The organism is Campylobacter concisus (assembly GCF_002165775.1).
Taxonomy (GTDB): domain Bacteria; phylum Campylobacterota; class Campylobacteria; order Campylobacterales; family Campylobacteraceae; genus Campylobacter_A; species Campylobacter_A concisus_E.
Genome location: NZ_NDYP01000002.1, coordinates 244944 through 263040, shown reverse-complemented (window position 1 = coordinate 263040; position 18097 = coordinate 244944). Strand labels below are relative to the sequence as shown.

The 18097-nt window shown below is 37.6% G+C and carries 21 protein-coding genes; 3 read left to right on the top strand and 18 right to left on the bottom strand.

The annotated features are described in order from the left end of the window. Nucleotides 1-57: 57 nt before the first annotated feature. The 11 genes from mnmA to aroQ are packed head-to-tail and all read right to left on the bottom strand — an operon-like array spanning nucleotide 58 to nucleotide 8899. The gene (mnmA, locus tag B9N66_RS02325; RefSeq protein WP_087576724.1) at nucleotides 58-1080 is read right to left on the bottom strand and encodes a tRNA 2-thiouridine(34) synthase MnmA; all 1023 of its coding nucleotides are present in this window, start codon (nucleotides 1078-1080) and stop codon (nucleotides 58-60) included. Nucleotides 1081-1128: 48 nt separating this feature from the next. Further along, the gene (locus tag B9N66_RS02320; RefSeq protein WP_087579723.1) at nucleotides 1129-1722 is read right to left on the bottom strand and encodes an LOG family protein; all 594 of its coding nucleotides are present in this window, start codon (nucleotides 1720-1722) and stop codon (nucleotides 1129-1131) included. After that, nucleotides 1722-2570, bottom strand: a complete 849-nt coding sequence (gene fliY / locus B9N66_RS02315) for a flagellar motor switch protein FliY (RefSeq protein ID WP_087579722.1) — start codon at nucleotides 2568-2570, stop codon at nucleotides 1722-1724. The genes B9N66_RS02320 and fliY overlap by 1 nt, the downstream gene beginning before the upstream one ends. Next, entirely contained in the window at nucleotides 2560-3663 is a 1104-nt protein-coding gene (gene fliM, locus B9N66_RS02310; protein ID WP_087579721.1) for a flagellar motor switch protein FliM, read from the bottom strand. The genes fliY and fliM overlap by 11 nt, the downstream gene beginning before the upstream one ends. Further along, the gene (locus B9N66_RS02305; RefSeq protein ID WP_087579720.1) at nucleotides 3663-4367 is read right to left on the bottom strand and encodes an RNA polymerase sigma factor FliA; all 705 of its coding nucleotides are present in this window, start codon (nucleotides 4365-4367) and stop codon (nucleotides 3663-3665) included. Before B9N66_RS02305 ends, fliM begins: the two co-directional genes overlap by 1 nt. After that, nucleotides 4339-4683, bottom strand: coding sequence for a hypothetical protein (locus tag B9N66_RS02300; RefSeq protein ID WP_087579719.1), 345 nt, complete (start codon nucleotides 4681-4683; stop codon nucleotides 4339-4341). Before B9N66_RS02300 ends, B9N66_RS02305 begins: the two co-directional genes overlap by 29 nt. A 13-nt stretch (nucleotides 4684-4696) precedes the next feature. Then, a complete protein-coding gene (locus B9N66_RS02295) occupies nucleotides 4697-5563 on the bottom strand; it encodes a P-loop NTPase (RefSeq protein ID WP_085657667.1) in 867 nt (288 codons plus the stop codon). Beyond that, on the bottom strand, nucleotides 5556-6914 hold the full coding sequence (gene flhF / locus B9N66_RS02290; protein ID WP_087579718.1) for a flagellar biosynthesis protein FlhF: 1359 nt from the start codon (nucleotides 6912-6914) through the stop codon (nucleotides 5556-5558). The genes B9N66_RS02295 and flhF overlap by 8 nt, the downstream gene beginning before the upstream one ends. A 10-nt stretch (nucleotides 6915-6924) precedes the next feature. Continuing rightward, on the bottom strand, nucleotides 6925-7401 hold the full coding sequence (gene folK, locus B9N66_RS02285) for a 2-amino-4-hydroxy-6-hydroxymethyldihydropteridine diphosphokinase (protein WP_087579717.1): 477 nt from the start codon (nucleotides 7399-7401) through the stop codon (nucleotides 6925-6927). Further along, nucleotides 7398-8423 (bottom strand): M24 family metallopeptidase, encoded by a 1026-nt coding sequence (locus B9N66_RS02280; protein ID WP_087579716.1) that lies wholly within the window; start codon nucleotides 8421-8423, stop codon nucleotides 7398-7400. The genes folK and B9N66_RS02280 overlap by 4 nt, the downstream gene beginning before the upstream one ends. Next, on the bottom strand, nucleotides 8420-8899 hold the full coding sequence (aroQ, locus tag B9N66_RS02275) for a type II 3-dehydroquinate dehydratase (protein ID WP_009294223.1): 480 nt from the start codon (nucleotides 8897-8899) through the stop codon (nucleotides 8420-8422). Before aroQ ends, B9N66_RS02280 begins: the two co-directional genes overlap by 4 nt. A gap of 84 nt (nucleotides 8900-8983) precedes the next feature. On the opposite strand from aroQ, the gene mqnF reads away from it, so the two are divergent. Together mqnF and sppA are read left to right on the top strand one after the other, a co-directional pair. Further along, nucleotides 8984-10201, top strand: a complete 1218-nt coding sequence (gene mqnF, locus B9N66_RS02270) for an aminofutalosine deaminase family hydrolase (protein ID WP_087579715.1) — start codon at nucleotides 8984-8986, stop codon at nucleotides 10199-10201. Then, nucleotides 10189-11052, top strand: coding sequence for a signal peptide peptidase SppA (gene sppA / locus B9N66_RS02265; protein WP_087579714.1), 864 nt, complete (start codon nucleotides 10189-10191; stop codon nucleotides 11050-11052). The genes mqnF and sppA overlap by 13 nt, the downstream gene beginning before the upstream one ends. Before the next feature lie 73 nt (nucleotides 11053-11125). Here the strand turns inward: sppA and B9N66_RS02260 are convergent, their stop codons facing one another. The 3 genes from B9N66_RS02260 to B9N66_RS02250 all read right to left on the bottom strand — a co-directional run bounded on the left by B9N66_RS02260 (nucleotide 11126) and on the right by B9N66_RS02250 (nucleotide 13014). After that, nucleotides 11126-12016: a glutamate--tRNA ligase family protein gene (locus B9N66_RS02260; protein ID WP_087579713.1), complete on the bottom strand. Its 891-nt coding sequence runs from the start codon at nucleotides 12014-12016 to the stop codon at nucleotides 11126-11128. After that, nucleotides 11994-12239 (bottom strand): RNA recognition motif domain-containing protein, encoded by a 246-nt coding sequence (locus tag B9N66_RS02255; RefSeq protein ID WP_087579712.1) that lies wholly within the window; start codon nucleotides 12237-12239, stop codon nucleotides 11994-11996. The genes B9N66_RS02260 and B9N66_RS02255 overlap by 23 nt, the downstream gene beginning before the upstream one ends. 223 nt (nucleotides 12240-12462) lie before the next feature. Continuing rightward, entirely contained in the window at nucleotides 12463-13014 is a 552-nt protein-coding gene (locus tag B9N66_RS02250) for a DJ-1 family glyoxalase III (RefSeq protein WP_087579711.1), read from the bottom strand. 84 nt (nucleotides 13015-13098) lie between these two features. On the opposite strand from B9N66_RS02250, the gene B9N66_RS02245 reads away from it, so the two are divergent. Next, nucleotides 13099-13356, top strand: a complete 258-nt coding sequence (locus B9N66_RS02245) for a SelT/SelW/SelH family (seleno)protein (protein WP_257638046.1) — start codon at nucleotides 13099-13101, stop codon at nucleotides 13354-13356. 344 nt (nucleotides 13357-13700) lie between these two features. Here the strand turns inward: B9N66_RS02245 and efp are convergent, their stop codons facing one another. From efp to B9N66_RS02225, 4 genes are read right to left on the bottom strand one after another with little or no spacing between them, the layout of a single operon-like run. Then, on the bottom strand, nucleotides 13701-14267 hold the full coding sequence (gene efp, locus B9N66_RS02240) for an elongation factor P (RefSeq protein WP_021090997.1): 567 nt from the start codon (nucleotides 14265-14267) through the stop codon (nucleotides 13701-13703). A gap of 19 nt (nucleotides 14268-14286) precedes the next feature. Continuing rightward, on the bottom strand, nucleotides 14287-15867 hold the full coding sequence (serA, locus tag B9N66_RS02235; protein WP_257639761.1) for a phosphoglycerate dehydrogenase: 1581 nt from the start codon (nucleotides 15865-15867) through the stop codon (nucleotides 14287-14289). Further along, nucleotides 15861-16343, bottom strand: a complete 483-nt coding sequence (locus tag B9N66_RS02230) for a hypothetical protein (protein ID WP_054196265.1) — start codon at nucleotides 16341-16343, stop codon at nucleotides 15861-15863. The genes serA and B9N66_RS02230 overlap by 7 nt, the downstream gene beginning before the upstream one ends. A 5-nt stretch (nucleotides 16344-16348) precedes the next feature. Continuing rightward, nucleotides 16349-18025: a 30S ribosomal protein S1 gene (locus B9N66_RS02225; RefSeq protein ID WP_087579709.1), complete on the bottom strand. Its 1677-nt coding sequence runs from the start codon at nucleotides 18023-18025 to the stop codon at nucleotides 16349-16351. Between the last annotated feature and the right edge of the window lie 72 nt (nucleotides 18026-18097).

Sequence of the window (18097 nt, the reverse complement as noted above, 5' to 3'; positions counted from 1 at the left end):
TAGCTTAATTTATAAAAAATCGCACAGAGCTCAATAAATTTTTATAAAAGGCTAAAGCTAGCCTTTTATAAATCCACTTGCAATAACCTTATCACCATCATACATAACACAAAGCTGGCCTTGTGCCACACCAAGTGCATTTTGATTTAGCGTTAATTTTGCCGTTTTATTCTCTTTATCAACCTCAACAAAAGCATCAAGTTTAGGGCTTCTATATCTTATCTTGGTTTCGCACTCAAATTTATCTTTATCTATAAATAAATTTACGTTTTCAAGCTCAACTACTTTTTGAGCCAAGTCATCTTTTGTTCCTACAACGATCTCGTTTTTATCGGCATTTATTTTTATAACGAAATGTGGCTCATGAGCACCAAAAACCTCAAAACCACGGCGCTTACCGATAGTATAGTGCATATAACCTTGGTGGCGACCGATTATTTTGCCGTCTTTATCAACTACGTTTCCTGGCAAATTTGTATTGTAATGCTTATTTAAAACTTCGATATAAGTATCTTCCACAAAGCAAATTTCACTACTTTCTGCCTGCGTAGCAAATTCTTCAAGCACTTTTACACTTCTTGCAAGCTCTTTTATATCTTTTTTAAATTTATCCCCAAGCGGGAAAATAACATCTTTTAATATCTCTTTTGGCACTTGAGCTAAAAAGTAGCTTTGATCCTTGCTAGGATCTTTTGCACATGTGATAAATCCATCAATAACTTGCACATAATGCCCGGTAGCAAGCTTCTCACAGCCATTTGCCTTTGCAAAATCAAGCAACGCACCAAGCTTTATAAATTTATTGCACAAAGCACAAGGATTTGGCGTCTTGCCCTCTTTATAGAGCTTCACAAAAGGATCATAGACAAACTCGTTAAATTTATCCTGCAGATCCAAAATATGCACCTTTATGCCAAGATACTCGCCCACTTTTTTGACTTTTCTGATGTTTTCTTCGTGATATCCTGGCTTTTGATGTAGCATCATATAGCAACCTTGCACTTCATGACCAGCTTCTTGCAGAAATTTAGCCGTCATAGTGCTATCTACACCACCGCTCATTGCGACCATTATTTTCATATTTTTTACCTCTTTGAAATTTAAAAGCGGATATTTTATATCTTATTTTTAAATAGTCAAAATTTCGTTTGCGATAAGCTCTAAATCATCGGTGATTTTGTATAAATTTATATCTTCTTTTTTTATTGTTTTTTGGCTAACTAGCGTATTTTTTATAAATTCATCAAGCCCCTGCCAAAACTCACTCCCAAAAAGAAAAATTTTTACTTTTTTGCTACCAACTTGAGCGAGTACTAAAATTTCAAAAAGTTCATCAAGAGTGCCAAAGCCACCCGGAAAGACTACAAATGCGACTGAACGATCGGTGAGTGCAAATTTTCTTGGGCTTAAATTTGAAAAGAGATATTTTGCAGTAACGTAAGGATTTGTATTTTGTTCAAACGGTAGCCTTACGTTTAGTGCGACACTTGGAGACTTTGCGCTATCAAATGCGCCCTTGTTTGCAGCTCTCATTATGCCATCTCCACCTCCGGTTAAGATAGCATATCCTAGCTCGTTTAGTTTGTAAGCTAGTTCATAAGCCTTTTTGCAGTAGAAATTTTCTTCATCAAATCTAGCCGAGCCAAAGAAGGTAACATTTTTATTTTTATATTTTAAGACGTTTGGAAAATTTAAAAGATCACTAACTAATTCATTATTCATTATTTTAACTGTTGGAGCCTCTCGCGTTTTGAGCCTATCTGAGTGATCTGGATGCCAAAGTTTCCATCGATTATGACAACTTCGCCAAGTGCTATAACCTTATCACCGATCAAAATTTCAAGCGGATCGTTTGCTAATTGATTTAGCTCAATAACTGAGCCAATATCCATGGTAAGCACATCTTTTAAAAGCATTCTTTTTGAGCCGATACGAACACGAATAGGCAGTCTAACGTCCATTATAAGACCGATATTTCTCATCTCTTCAACGCTAAAATCGCCCTTGGCTACGTGAGGAGTGCTTGCTGGTGCAGCTGGTGCTTCAGTCTTCGTTGGCTCAAAAAATTTCATTAGCGAATGATCGCAAGCAAAACCGATATGCTCGCTTAGATCTTCAATTTTGACATTAAATAAAAATAGCTTTTCATAAACACTAAAATCAAGCGAAGAATTTTCATCTAAAAAATTTACATTTATTACTTCAAAATTTATCTTTGGCATGCCCTTTTGAGCACCCAAAGATGTACTAAAGGCACTAAAAAGGTTTGAAAATATCTCTTTTGCAGCGTCAAGCTCATCACTGCCTAAATTTTCATTCTTTGAAATTTCCTCTTCGCCCATCATCCATTCGCTAATGGCACTTATTAAAACCGGAGTGCATACAACCTCTGCTTTGGCATTAATATCTCCGCTTAATGCAACGCTAGCCATTACCACTGGAGGCTTTATGCCGTTTTGTGTTGGTGCATCAAATTCATTTCTCTCGCCAACCTCTGGAGCTCTACCTGTAAGCCCTTCGATCGTAGCTTTTAACTCATTGGAAAATATATTAAAAAAATTATTCATCATCTTCGTCACTCTCTTCTTCTTCCATATTGCGTTCGTTAGCTTCATAAGCCATTAGTTTTGCTTTTCTCTCTTCTTCATATTTTTCTAGGATGTTTTTGATCTCATCTTTATCGGAGCGTATTAACTGCTCAATTCTTATAGATTTTCTAAATCTATGAAGTCCGACCTCAGCCAAGAAAACTTCTTTTTTATCTATACAAACGATCGCCTTATCATCAGCTCCTCTATCAAGCCTTAAAATATCGCCTTCTTTTAAATTTAAAAACTCATTTACGCTAATGATCGATTTGCCAAGTATAGCTTCATATAAAATTTCTGCCCGTCCGATAAGTGTTTTTAACTCTTTGTTTCTACTTTTTTTTGCACTTGTTTCACCAAGCATAATGTCTCTGTTTGCAAGGCGTGAGAGTATCGGTTCAAGGTAGATAACCGGATAGCATAAATTTATCATACCGCTTGAGCCACCGACTATGATCTCCATAACGACCATGATGACGATCTCATTTTGAGAGACGATCTGTACGACATTTGGACTGCTCTCCTTAGCTTCCACATTTGGGTACATATCAGTTATCATTGACCAGCTCTCTTTAAGACGCTGCATGATCATTCTAAGCACCGCATCAAGCAAATTTACTTCAATATCGGTTAGTTCTCTATTTGCCTCAAAATTTTCACCAGTTCCGCCAAGCAAACGATCTATCATCGGAAAAGCAATGCTTGGATTTATCTCCAAAACACAGTTTCCATCAAGCGGTTTTATAGAAAAGACGTTGAAACTAGTTGGACTTGGTAAACTCATCAAAAATTCGCCATAAGTCATTTGATCAACACTGTGAAGTCTGATCTCGACGATACTTCTCATAACACTAGAAATTTGACTAGCCAAATTTCTGGCAAGCTTATCATGGATGCCTTTTATCGCACGAAGTTGCTCTTTACTAACGCGGTTTGGACGCTTAAAATCATAAATAACAATCTGTTTTTGTTCGCCTTGCGATCTCTCTTCGACCTCGAAATTACTCGTATCACCGTCTTCATCAACAACTTCAAGTAGCGCGTCTATCTCTTCTTGACTTAAAATATCAGCCATTAAACCCCCAAGCTACGCCTGATACGATCAAGCAAGCGTTTATGAATTTGTGAAATTCTACTCTCGCTGATATTCATGATCTGGCTTATCTCTTTTAAATTTAGCTCTTCATAATAATAAAGCTGAACCAACATCTGATCTCTTTCGTCAAAATCTTTTAAAGCTTCTTCTATTTTTAAAATAAGATCCTCTCTCTCAATGCTTTTCTCGACATCATTTTGACCAATTAGCTCCATTTGCTCGTCTATTGGCAAAATAGTGATAATACCGCTAACGCCTCTGGCCTCTCTTATCTTTTCAATATCTTCATTAAGTTTTTCAGCCAAATACTCATCGCTTGGCTCTTCTTCATGCTCATTGAAATAATTATCTATCTCACTATTTATACTCTTTACAAGTTTTCTATCACTTCTGCTAACAACATCAAGAGTCCTTAGGTAATCAAGCATAGATCCATAAATTCTCTTCTTACCATAACCCCAAAAAGAGTCATTTTGCTCCTTGTCATACTTCCTGCTAAGTTTTATCATCTCTTCAACGCCAATGCTTATTAGGTCATTTGTATCTATACTTGATGGTAGCCTCTCTTTAAGCCTAAATGCCATTGCACGCAGTGCTGGCATATATTTTAAGACGATTTCGTCTTGTTCCTTTTTTATCGTGTTTTTATAAGCGTTAAGCTGCTTTTGCTTTAGTTCGTGCATTTCGTTTACCAGAATCAAAATTTTCAGCAGTCATTTTTACCATTATATTTTCCATACGCTTTTCTCTAGTATTTAGCTCAGAGATGAGATAGTCTGCGATCTCTTCGTGCTTTTGTTTGTCAAAAATTTTAGTTAAAGCCCTTTTCACATCGATGTAGTTCATGATAACAATGTGAATTATAAGATAAAAAAACAAAGTAATAACTAGTGTATAAACAAGCATTTCGATAGGCTCACTCACCTTTAGCAAGGTAAAAACTATACCTACAAAAAAACCACAAACCGTAAAAAATGCTATAAAATTTTCTGCACGCAAAGCTCAATCTCCATTAAAATTGTTCTATCAAACGCTTAAAGAAGCCCCCAAAGCTCCTGCTTTGCTCATCGTTAAGCACTTTTCGTTCCAACCTATAAAGTAAATTCGAAGCTATCTGTTTTATCTGGGCACTAGGCTCAGCATAAGCAGCGTCGTCTGTAAAAAGCGTTCGTTGTTTTATACTTCTTGAAACATTCTTATCAGAAGCCACAAATCCTATAAGCTCTAAATTTAAGCTAGGCCCAATATTTGCATTAGCAACACGTTTGATATTTTCATAAATTCTAGTCGCTTCTGCTTCATTTTTTACCATATTTAAAAGCAAAAGCTCACTATTTTTAAACCTTGAAACGATCTTTATGACCGCATACGCATCAGTTATCGCCGCAGGATCAGGCACAGTCACCACCACGACCTCATCAGCCGCTTCTAAAAATAGCTGCGTGCTACCACCTATGCCAGCTCCAGTATCGATGATCAAAAAATCAAGCTCATCAAGCTCGCTCGCCTCATCCAAAAACCTCTCAAATAAAAATTGATTGTTAAATTTTAAAATTTCATCGCCGCTTTCGCCAGGAATGAGGATCAAATTTTTATTTATAGGTATCAAGATATCTTTTAGGCTGCACTCGCCTTTTAGCACGTGAAGTAAATTTTTACCCATTTTTACATTTAGGATGACATCAAGGTTTGCAAGGCCGATATCAGCGTCAAAAAGCCCTACTTTGTAGCCATTTTTTGATAAAACATTTGCTAAATTTGCACTTATCGTACTCTTACCAACACCGCCTTTACCGCTAGTTATCGCAATAAAATGCGTATTTTTGCTCTTGCTTTGAGACTGGACTAAACTTTGTAACTTTTGCGCTTGATTATTCATCGCTAGCCTTTTGCTTTGTAAAGCCGTCAAACACGCACTCTACTAAAAATTCGCTCTTTGCCTCCACAAGATCATCAGGCACCTCTTGGCCCACGCTAAAGTAGCTAACTGGCGTATTTGTTTCATATATCAGCGAAAAGACATTGCCAAAAATTTTTGTCTCATCAAATTTGGTGATTATTAGCGTGTCAATATCCAAAAATGAAAACCCATTATAAATTTCTATTAGATCTTCAACCTTTGAGCCAGCCGAAAGGACTAAATTTACATCGATCTTTGCACCACTATGCTTTAAAAATTTATCAAGCCTTTCAAGTTTTTCTTTGTCATACTGTGAATTTCCAGTCGTGTCTATAAGTATCACATCACAATAATTAAGCTGTTTGATAGCATTTTGAAAGTCATCTATCTCGATAACATCAAGTATAGGTAGCTTCATCATCTTTGCATACTGAAATAGCTGTTCAACCGCTCCGATACGGTACGTATCAAGCGTGATGATACCTGTTTTATAGCGCTTTTCGTTGCCGTAGGCAAAACGAGCCGCTAGCTTTGCAAGAGTCGTCGTCTTACCAACTCCAGTTGGACCAACTAGCATCATTATACGTTGTTTTTTATCGCTTGGCTCTTTTCTGCAAGGTAGCATATTTCGCAAAAGTGAGTAGAAGTACCTTTTTACCGCGGTTGGATTGCTTTTCATCGAAACTGGCAAATTTTCAAGCGTAGTTTGCATTATCGCTTCCAAATGCTCCTCTTTCATACCGCTTTGTTTTGCGAGCTTGTAGATGCTAGCAAATTCTGGCGGGATAGAGAGATTATTGCGATTTGGAGCTTTTTCGTCCCAGATCATGTCAGTTATCAGCCCTATTTTTTCGCTTAGCACGCTTACTTGCTTTGCTACGTCGTCTATTTTTTTATTCATGCCATTTGTATTTGGCTCTTTGATCTCGTTCATATCGACATTTGCAATTGTACTTATCTCTTTTGCAGCAGCCGAGATATTTAAAAGCACGCTCTCATTTGGATCGTATGGCTCAGGCGACATAGTCTTTTGCTCAAATTTAGCAGGCTCCTCTTTTATCTCAAATTTTGGCTTTGGCGGCTCATAGTTTTTGCTAAATTTTGAGTAGGCATTCTCGTAGTTAATGGCTTTTGCATTTGGCTTTGGAGGCTGTTTAACGTCGTCCTCTTCGACACTTACTAAAATCTCATAAAGTGGCTTTTTGTTTATTGTTTTGGCTTGAATTTGCTTTGTAGTAACGAGTATGGCCTTCTCGCCGCACGTCTCTTGAGCCTTTTTCAAAGCCTCAATGGTGCTCTCACCTGTAAAAGTATGAAATTTTGTAGCCATTTATATCCTTTTAACCTCTCATAAGCCCTAGTGGCACGATCACGCTAAGCCTCTTATCGGCTCCTGGATGCGGGACGATAAGACGCGGCGTTTTATAGACTTTTTTACTAAAATACAAAATATCCAGATCAAGCGTACGTGGTGCATTTTTAAATGTCCTCACGCGCTTAAATTTACTCTCATAGTGCCTTAAAATTTTTAGTAAATTTCTAGGCCCCAGAGATGTTTGTAAATTTATAACAGCGTTACTAAAATCATCCTGCACTTCGTAGCCAAACGCCGCATTTATAAGGATCGGCGAGACTTCAACTACATGAAACCTGCTATCACTTGTAATCGCTCTTATAAATCTATCAAACCTCTTTGCGCTGTCACCGATGTTGCCACCCATACCAACTAGCGCCTCATACTTAAACTCATCTCTTTTATGAAAAAAACTAGGGCAAAAACGGCTTCTTGCGATCTTTCTTGCTCCAGCTAGCCTCATAAAATTTCGCACCCACCTTCTCTTGCGACCACCACATCCTCGATGCGTACGCCAAATTCATTTTCTAGATAAATTCCAGGCTCCACGCTAAAGACCATGCCCTCTTTTATGAGCGTTTCGCTTCTTGCTGAGATGACTGGAAGCTCGTGTATATCGACTCCCACACCATGTCCTGTCGAGTGAAAAAAGGCCTTTTCATATCCAGCCTTTGCTATCACATTTCTTGCTACAAGGTCTATCTCGCACGCCCTAATGCCAGCTCTAGCGACCTTTATTGCAGCAGCCTGAGCCTCTTTTACGATCTCGTAAATTTCTTGCATCTTGGCGTTTGTAAATTTTTGCTCCTTTGAGAAGTTAAAATTTTCATCAAAGCAAGCGGTTCTAGTGCGATCAGAGCAGTAGCGGTTAAATTTAACCCCCGCATCAAGTAGCAACAAATCGCCTTTTTTTAAAATTTTATCCCCAGGCAGCGCATGCGCCTTTGCGGCATTTTCGTTTATCGCCACGATCGGATCAAAGCTAAGACCTAGCTCGTTTTTTTGCCTAAATATGAGCGAAGCATTAAAATGAAGCTCTTTTTCGCTCATTCCTTCGCCATTTTCACGGACAAATTTGGCAAATTCATCAAAGCATTTTGCTCCAAATTCGCTAGCCTTTTTTAAAATTTTTATCTCATCTTCGCTCTTGCAAATTCTCTTTAGCCTAGAGAAATTTGCCTTTGGCTTGAAATTTATCTTAAAGCCCTTGCTAAGTGCATTAAACTCGCTTAAGCTTAACTCGTCAGGGTTAAAAACGAGGCTGCTTGGCTTTATTTTCCTTAAAAATGCTCTGACCTCGCTTATTAAATTTCTTTGTGCCAAAAGAACGACCACACCAGCATTTACGCAGCTTTTTGCCTCGAAGTAATACCTCGCATCCGTGAAAAAGTATTTCACGCCGTCAAGACACAGCAAAAACTCATTGTCGCAGCTATAGCCGCACTCGTAAAATACGGCGTTTTCGTCCTTTAAGATAAAATTCATTGTGCGTTTTGATTTGCTCTTACTGCTTTTATCTGCTCAAAAATTTGAAGCATTCCTATCATTGCTAAATGATAGCCAACTGGTCCAAAACCCACGATCTGACCTGCTGCAACTGGCGCAATGAGGCTTTTATGGCGGAACTCTTCTCTTCTATAAACGTTGCTGATATGCACCTCAATAACTGGCAGCGCAACCGCACTTAGCGCATCGCGGATAGCGATAGATGTGTGAGTGTAGGCAGCTGGGTTTATGATGATGCCGTCTGCATCGCCCAAACACTCTTGGATCTTATCAACTAGCTCACCCTCAAGGTTGCTTTGAAAAAACTCGATCTCGACGTCATTTTGATCGGCGACAATCTTCATTTGAGAGTGGATGTCCTCCATCTTCATAACGCCGTAAATTCCTGGCTCTCTAGCGCCAAGCATGTTGATATTTGGGCCTTGGATAACCATTATTTTTAGCTTCTTATCCATGTCACTCCTTTTTGATTAAATAGCCTAAATTATACATTTTCGTTCCTAAATTTTCGCTACAATAACAAAAATTTAAGGCCAAAAATGGAAATTCTAAAAGCAAAAAAGATCATCACTGGCGGAGAAAATCCAAAAATTTTTAAAAATTCTTGTGTTGTCATTGATGAGGGTAAAATTTTAGAAATTTTAAACGAAAAAGAGGCGCAAAAGAAATTTAAAGAGGCTAAAATTTGTGACTTTGATGATAGCGTGGTTGCCCCAGCCTTTATAAACTCGCACGTTCATTTGGAGTTTAGCTCAAACGTCAGCACCCTAAAATGTGGTGATTTTATAAAATGGCTTGGCTCCATCATCGATAAAGGTGGTGAGCTAGCTAAGATGGATGCTAAAAAGGCGATGAATGAAGCTATAAATTCGATGCTAAAAAGCGGAGTTTGCACCATTGGCGAGATATCTAGCTTTGGCTCGGATCTTGAAATTTTAGCCGCTAGCCCACTAAAAGTCGTGCTTTTTAGTGAAATTTTAGGCTCAAACGAGCAGCTGTGCGAACAAAATTTACAAAATTTCTTAGCCAAATTTGAAAAGACAAAGGGCTATAAAAGTAAAAATTTCACCCCAGCTATCTCGCTGCACTCACCCTACTCTGTGCACCCCAAGCTCGCCAAAGCCGCCCTTGAAATGGCTAAAAAAGATGAGCTACTTGTAAGCACGCACTTTTTAGAGAGCAAGGCTGAAAAGCAGTGGTTAGAGCGTGGCACCGGAGGGTTTAAAAAACATCTTTTAAGATTTAATCCGGCCCCAAAGCCAATGTATGACACGAAGAGCTATTTTGAGATGTTTCGTGAGATAAATACGCTCTTTACGCACTGCGTTTATGTGAGTGATTTTGCTAAATTTAAGCCCTATCACAGCGTGACACACTGTGCCGTTTCAAATAGACTGCTTGGCAAAAAGGCGTTAAATTTAAAAGAAATTTTTAAAAATGATGTCAGCCTAAATATCGGTACAGATGGCCTTAGCTCAAATATCAGCCTAAATTTCTGGCATGAACTAAGGGCTGCCCTATTTACCCACGCTAGCCTTGATCTAAACGAGCTTGCCACTAGGCTTTTTGTCGCTGCAACGCATGGTGGCGCAAAGGCACTTAGGACAAATAACGGCGAGATAAAGGCAGGACGTGCAGCTGATATCGCAATCTATAGCGACCTAGAGTGCGATGACAGCGAGCTAATTTTGCAGCTCATACTTCACACAAATGAAGCCAAAAAACTATATATTGGAGGCAAAATTTGCAAATTTTAAGGCTTATTTTTAGAGGAATTTTGGGAATTTTTAAATTTATCAGCAACTACTTTAAGGCGATCATATTTTTACTGATCTTATTTTTCGTATTTGCGCCAGATGGTAAGATGAAAGAGCCAAATTTAGCCCGCATCGACATCACAGGCACGATAATGGACACAAGCGAAATTTTAGATGCGCTCGAAAAAGCAAGGCTGGATAACAACATCAAAGGCGTGCTGCTCTACATCGACAGCCCAGGCGGTGCGCTAAGTCCAAGCGTGGAGCTAGCTATGGCAGTCAAGCGACTAAAAGAGAGCAAAAAAGTACTCGCATACGCAGCTGGCAACATGGCAAGCGGCAGCTACTACGCTGGCGTAAATGCTGATACTATCATTGCAAACCCGGGCGCTTTCATAGGCTCGATCGGCGTCATCATGCAAGGGGCAAACATCGAAAATTTAGCCAAAAATTTAGGCGTGAGCGAGCAGGTGGTGAAAGCTGGCGAGTTTAAAGAGGCTGGCACATTTATGAGGAGCTGGAGCAAGCAGGAGCGTGAGAGCTTGCAAGGGCTCGTAAATGACGCTTACATGCTCTTTGTAAGTGACGTGGCGGAGGCTAGAAATTTAGACATCAAGAAAAAAGACGAGTGGGCAAATGCAAGGGTCTTTTTGGCACACAACGCCCTAAAAATTGGGCTAATTGATAGCCTTGGCAGCTACATAGACGCTCAAAATGAGCTAGCAAAAATGAGCCTCGTAGATGAGCCCGTCTGGCAAGAAAAACCGCAGATCGAAAAGATAATGGAGAAATTTACAAAGCAAGGCATAAACTCGCTTTTTAGTGCATTTTTTGAGACAAAGCTCAAATAATCAAAGCAATACATGGCTAATCAAAGCAAAAGATCAAGGCGGGGATAAACTGCATATACAGTATAAATTTAGCTCATACTTTGCAAAAATTTTTAGCTATATTTTTTAGCTTAAACTCGTAAAGAAGATTTGAAATTTTATCTGTTGACTTTATATCCAATCCAAGATCATTTGCTAATATTTTGTAATAGATTTGCGGATTAGATCTTAGATCGATTGGCGGTGATTTTGAACTTTTGGATAGTTTTTTGCCATCTTTTAAAAGCAGCTTATGATGAATAAAAGTTGCCTCTGAGAAGTTAAATTTTAGCCTTTTTGCGATGTATCTTTGAGCTAGTGTACAAGGTAGCAGATCTTCCCCTCTAACAACCAAATTTACGCCCATATCCTCATCATCTATCACACTTGCAAAATTATAAGCTGGAGTAAAATCCTTTTTATAAATTACAAAATCGCCCATCTGCGCTGATACAGCCTTGCCAAGCTCATCGTCTTCATCAATGTTTAATCTAATGGCGGTTTTATCTTTTATAAATTTTAGGTTTTTATCTTTGCATATTTTTGTGTAAATGTCGTTTTTATAGGCACCTTTTGTAGTCCTTGAACATTCACAGATATAAATTTCATCTAGTTTTTTAAGTACATCTTCGTATCTTTTAGCTCTTACTTTAAAGCTAAAATTTTGCTCAAAATCACTCGTGTAGACAGGCCCTTTATCGCATTCAAGCCCCAAAAATTCTAAAACATCAAAGATATTTTGAACGAACTCGCGCCGGTATCTACTAAGGTCATAGTCATCAATACGTAAGTGCAAAATGCCACTTACTGAACGTGTCAAAAGATAAGTTAGGATGAAGTTATAAGCGTTACCAGCATGCAAAAACCCACTAGGCGTAGGAGCTATGCGGGATACTATGCCACCATTTGGTGGCAAATAGTCATTAATCCCTTGGTCTGGCCTCATTTACCCTTAAAGTACGTCCGCCTAGTTCTTTTTCATTTAGCCCGTCTATGGCTCTTTGTCCTTCATTTGCGTCATCCATCTCAACAAAACCAAAACCCTTTGAGCGGTCAGTTTCTCTATCTTTTACGATCTTTGCGCGCTTTACTTCACCAAATTGTGCAAAAGCTTCCTTCAATTCTGCCTCTGTCGTTCTATACGACAAATTTCCTACATAAATATTCACAGGAGTGTTCCTTAAAAAAATTACCGATTTATTCGGTTAGTGTGATAATAGCTAATTTTCGTCAAAAAGATGTAAAAAATCAAAAATTTATTATATTTTTTTGAAAAATATTCTTAAAAGCTACAAGCTCGTATATATAGAACTTTTATAACTATCACTAAACAAAATCTAATCTTAAGTTTAAAAAGAATAATTAAATAAAAAACTATTTTATCTTTATAAGCTATTTATAAAGTAAATCATTCTTTACTTGAAGATAGGCTTCATCGCCAAGTAAATTTTTAACTATAAAAAGTGCAAATTCCATTGAAAATGCAGGACCCTTTCCTGTGATGATGTTTTGATCTTTTAGCACGTTTTTATCGCTCATGTAGCCTCTTTTATCGCTTCTTACATTTTCTTCGAATCCTGGATAACAAACAAAATGATCTTTTAGCACACCAGCACTCTCAAGCACCATAGGAGCAGCACAAATGGCACAAATAAGCTTATTGCTTTTATCAAAATTTTGCAAAATTGCTTTGAGCCTTGTATCGTTTGCTAGATTGCTAGCTCCTGGAAGTCCACCAGGAAGGACGATCGCATCGTAGTCTAGCTCTTTCATCTCGCGAAGTGTCACATCGGCTTTTACACATATATTGTGGCATCCTTTAATGTTTACGTCATTTAGCCCAATAATAGAAGCTATCGCTCCAGCTCTACGTAAAACATCAACAGAAGTTAGTGCTTCTATCTCCTCAAATCCTTCAGCTAAAATCACAGCAACTTTTTTCATAAATTTATCCTTTACAATAATATGTTTTATTTGTTAAGTAAAATTCTATATAATGTTGGCTTATTTCACAAGAAAGGACAGAGCATGCAAGTAAAAATTATTTACTGCAACTCTTGAAACTATCGTCCGGTAGCTTCTCGTGTAGAAGATGAAATAAAAGCGAACTTTAGTGATGCAAGAGTCGAAAAGGTTATAGGTGATGGTGGAAATTTCATCGTCGAGGTTAATGGAGATGTTATATTTTCTAAGAAAGATCGCATCGGAAATGATGAAGCGAGATTTCCTCACGGTGAAGAGATCACAACTCTTATAAACAAATATCTCAAAGAAAAGTCGGCTTAATGCTAGCTACCGAGACGGGAAACCGTCTCGTTTTTCCCCTGTTTTTGACTTACGGTTCTACTATCCTAATATAAAAATTTTATAGTTAAAACATTTACTTATCTCGCTAAGAATTTTCATTTTTTTATATATTTTTTGATTCTTAAAAATTTTATGAGCTGATATTTGGCTATATTTGGATTTTTATAAAATATAAAAATTTTGTGTATTCTAAGCTAACACTGTTTGAAATTTCACAATGTAGAAATGAAGTTTTTTTGCTAAAGCCAATACTTTTTAAATAGTGACTTTAGCTAAGCATTAGATTTACTAAACATAAATTTAGCAAGAAATATTAAGCTGCTTTATTTATTTGCACGCTCGATATACTCGCCACGAACTGTATCAACACGAATTACTTCGCCCTCAAGTACGTGAAATGGTATCTGAACTACCGCGCCACTCTCAAGAGTAGCTGGCTTTTTACCGCCTTGCGTATCACCCTTGAAATTTGGTGGAGTCTCAACTATCTTTAGCTCAACTACTTGTGGCACTTCAACGCCGATCGCATTGCCATTGTGAAATAAAATTTCAACCATCATGCCATCGATCATCCATTTTTTAACATCACCCACATCCTCGTCGCTGATAGCAACTTGCTCATAAGTAACTGTATCCATAAATTGACAATACTCACCATCATCATAAAGATACTGCATCTCTTTTTCTTCAAGATGTGGTTGCTCGCATTTATCGCCTGCATGAAAAGTCTTTTCAAGCACTTTTCCGTCGATAAAAGATTTGATTTTTGCACGAACAAAAGCTGCACCTTTGCCCGGTTTAACGTGTTGATATTCTACGATTTTATAAGGAACGCCATCGATCTCGATCTTTAGCCCTTTTTTTAGATCGCCCATTGAATATGAAGCCATTTTTTATCCTTTCAAAATTTTATATAACTGCGTATTGAGCCCAAACACAAGCTTCAAGTGCGTTTAGTCTCTCTAACGTTTCTGCTTTTATATGTTCATCAACCAAGATAACAGCAAGTGCCATATTGTGATCATCTCTACCAAGGCGGAAGTCTGCAATGTTTATCTTCTCGTCAGCTAAAATTTTACTAATCTGAGCAATAACGCCTGGCACATCATGGTTTTTAAAGATGATCATCTTACCTTTTGGCTTAAAGTCGGTCTTAAATCCATTTATTGTTACGATACGTTGCTGATTTTCACCAAATACCGTGCCACCAACTGTTGCGATGCCTTTTTCGGTCGTGATGCGAACAGTGATTTTATTTTTAAAAATGCTATCACCACCAGCAATGGTTTCTGTTACTATGCCTTTTTCATCGCATAAAAATTTGGCATTTACGTAGTTTATCGCATCACCTAGACTCTCTTTTAGTGCACCAACTATGGCAAATGTTAGTAGTGAATTTGCGTATTCGCTGATTTGACCGTGAGTTTCTATGCGGATAGCCTTGATAGCGCTTTTATTGATCTGTGCAGCAAGAAATGCCATCTTGCTTGTAAGATCGATATAAGGCTCAACAAATGGCGGTAGATCTTCTGTTTTTATAGGTAAATTTAACGCATTTGGATAGCTTATACCGCGAGCTGATAAAATAGCTTGCTCGACTGCCTCTACTGCGATATTTCGCTGCGATTCAAGCGTATTTGCCCCAAGATGTGGAGTGACGCTTACATTATTTAGATCAAGAAGTGGATGATCAGTTGCTGGCTCTCTTGTAAAAACATCAATACCGGCAAATGCTATTTTGCCACTTTTTAGCCCTTCATAAAGTGCTTCTTCATTATAAAGACCGCCTCTAGCGCAGTTTATAAGTCTTACGCCATCTTTCATTTTTGCGATCTCTTTGGCGCCGATCATATTTGTTGTCTCTTTAGTTTTTGGTGTATGTATCGTGATAAAATCACATGCTAAAATATCATCAAAATTTTTAGTATAAGTACCGCCCATGTCGATAACTTTAGATGGGTCAATATATGGATCATAAGCGATGATCTCCATACCAAAAGCTTTTGCGCGAACAGCTACTCTCGAGCCAATATTTCCAAAGCCGATCACACCAAGCTTTTTCTTAAAAAGCTCAACCCCATACCACTTCTCACGCTTCCAGATTCTATCTAGCTTTAGATCATTATGAGCGTATTCAAGAGATCTAGCTGAAGCTAGCATATGAGCCATTGTTAGCTCAACTGCAGCAATAGTGTTTGCAGTTGGAACGTTCATAGCTATTATGCCACGCCTTGAGCATCCTTCTATATCGACATTATCTACACCAACACCAGCTCTAACGATAGCTTTTAGTTTTTTACCAGCGTTTAAAAAGGCCTCGTTTACTTCAGTTGAGCTTCTTGTTATAGCAACATCAGCCTCGCCTAAAATTTTTAAAAGTTCATCTTTGGGAGTATTAACTGCGTCTATTACGTTTATATCTTGCTCTTTTTTTAAAAGTTCAAAACCTACTGGATGTATTGCATCGCAAACAATGATAGTTTTCATAATTTTACCTCTCTCACACTTGAGTGGATATCATAAACTCTTAGTTCTAAAATGATATTTTGTAGAAGTTTAGAGTCTTGAGTATTTAAAAATATCTGGCTTTTTGCACCATCTTTTACAACAGTAAAATCGACCTCGCTTTTTCTTAAAGTCTGCATCAAACAAAACATTGAATAGATATCATTTTTATCTATCAAAAGCTCATATGCAGTAATCTTTGGTTTTTCTATTTTGGGTCGGTTGTATTCTATAAAAATTTCATTTACAGGCAGCACATAATCTCTTTTTCTAATAGTTGCTAGCTCACTCATCCAGTTAATATTGCTGGTCGTGCTTTTGGTTAAATTTTGCTCATTTGTGATATTTTCTTCATGTATTTGGCTGAAATTTACACTTGCAAATTTAACAAGAGAAATTCCAACCAAACCCAATATTACAAATAGCAGGACAACTACTAATAAAAGTACGCGTCTGCCCATTTAAACTAAAGTAATTGTTCTTTTATAATATCGCCAAGTGTTACTTTATCATCGTTATCATTGATCTCATTTAACACTTCACGCTCTTTTTGTTTTGCTAAACGGCGTATGCTAAGGCGAATTCTATTTTTCTTCTCATCGATAAATGCGATAGCTGCTTCGATCTCATCACCGATCTTAAGTATACTAACGTCTACACTACCTAGATCTTCTTTACGGATCAGCGCATCAACGTTATCACCAAGCTCTACAAACACGCCAAAGTCTTTAATATCGCGAATTGTTCCTTTTACGATATCGCCTACATTAAATTTATCAGCAAATGCTTGAACTGGACTTTGTTTTAGATCTTTTAGGCTGAGTGAAACTTTTTGTTCAGCGCTATCGATTTTGATGATTTTTACTTCAAGCTCGTCACCAGCTTTAAACATATCTTTGCATTTATCGTTTCTATCCCAAGATGCGTCTTCGTTATGCAACAAACCTTCAACGCAGCCTACTCTAACAAATGCACCAAAATTTGTGATAGTTGTCACAACGCCTTTTACTACGTCACCTTCTTTGTGTTTTGCCTTAAACTCATCAAATGGCTTTGGAAGTAAATTTTTAAGGCTTACTCTTAGGCGGTGTCCTTTTGCATCTATCTCAATAACCTCAACATCGATCTCTTGACCTTCATTGATATGGTCTTTTGGATTTTTTATATTTTTGTCCCATGAAATTTCAGATATATGTAAAAATCCTTCAATATCATTTCCAAGATCAACAAATGCACCATAAGGCTCGATATTGCTAACTGTAACTTTGATAGTGTCACCAACTTCTAGCCCATCATTTATGATCTCTTCCCAAGGATCTGGAGTAGCTGCCTTGATAGATAAAGACAAGTGGCGTTTTTCGTTGTCATAGCTGATAACTTTAACTAAAACTTTATCGCCTTCTTTATATAGTGAGCTAGGATTTACTGGACCTTTATAACTTATCTCACTGTAATGCACAAGCCCATCGACACCGCCAACATCAACAAACATACCATAAGTTGTGATTTTTTTAACTGTGCCCTCTATAACGCTATCATTTTCTACTATGCTTGATAGAGCTTCTTTACGCTTTTTGCGGTCGTCATCTAAAATTTTCTTTCTAGAGACAACTATGCTATTTTCCTCTTTATCAATTTTTATAACTCTTACTTTATATGTTTTACCAATTATGCCTTCAGCGTTTTTAAAGCCACTGTGAGTTTTTGGTAAGAAAAATTCCACCCCATTTACATCTTGAGTTATAAAGCCACCTTTATTTTTTCCAACTACTTTTACGTCGATTTCGCCAGAATTTTCAGGATCGTAAGCTTCGATGAAAGCTTTAACTTTCTCTTTTCTAAGTGCTTTTTTGTGCGACACTATAGGTCTTCCATTTCTTGATCCAGTTATTACAACTTTGATCGTATCGCCAACTTTATGTGTTAGGTTGCCGTTTGCATCAGTGATCTCAGAAACATTTAAAATGCCCTCTGACTTCTTGCCAACGTCGATTAAAACCTCATCGCCATTGATACTGACGATCTTTGCGTCACTATCTTCTTCAGTCTTTTTAAAAGACTCCTCTAACATCGCAGCAAAATCGATATCTTCGATATCTTCGTCTTTTGCTTTTCCTAATTGAACACTTTTGTTCACAGCCATCTTGATCCTTTAAATTTTATTATGCCAGTAGAGGCAAATTGGCTTATTATAGTTAATTGTGGCTTTAGCTAG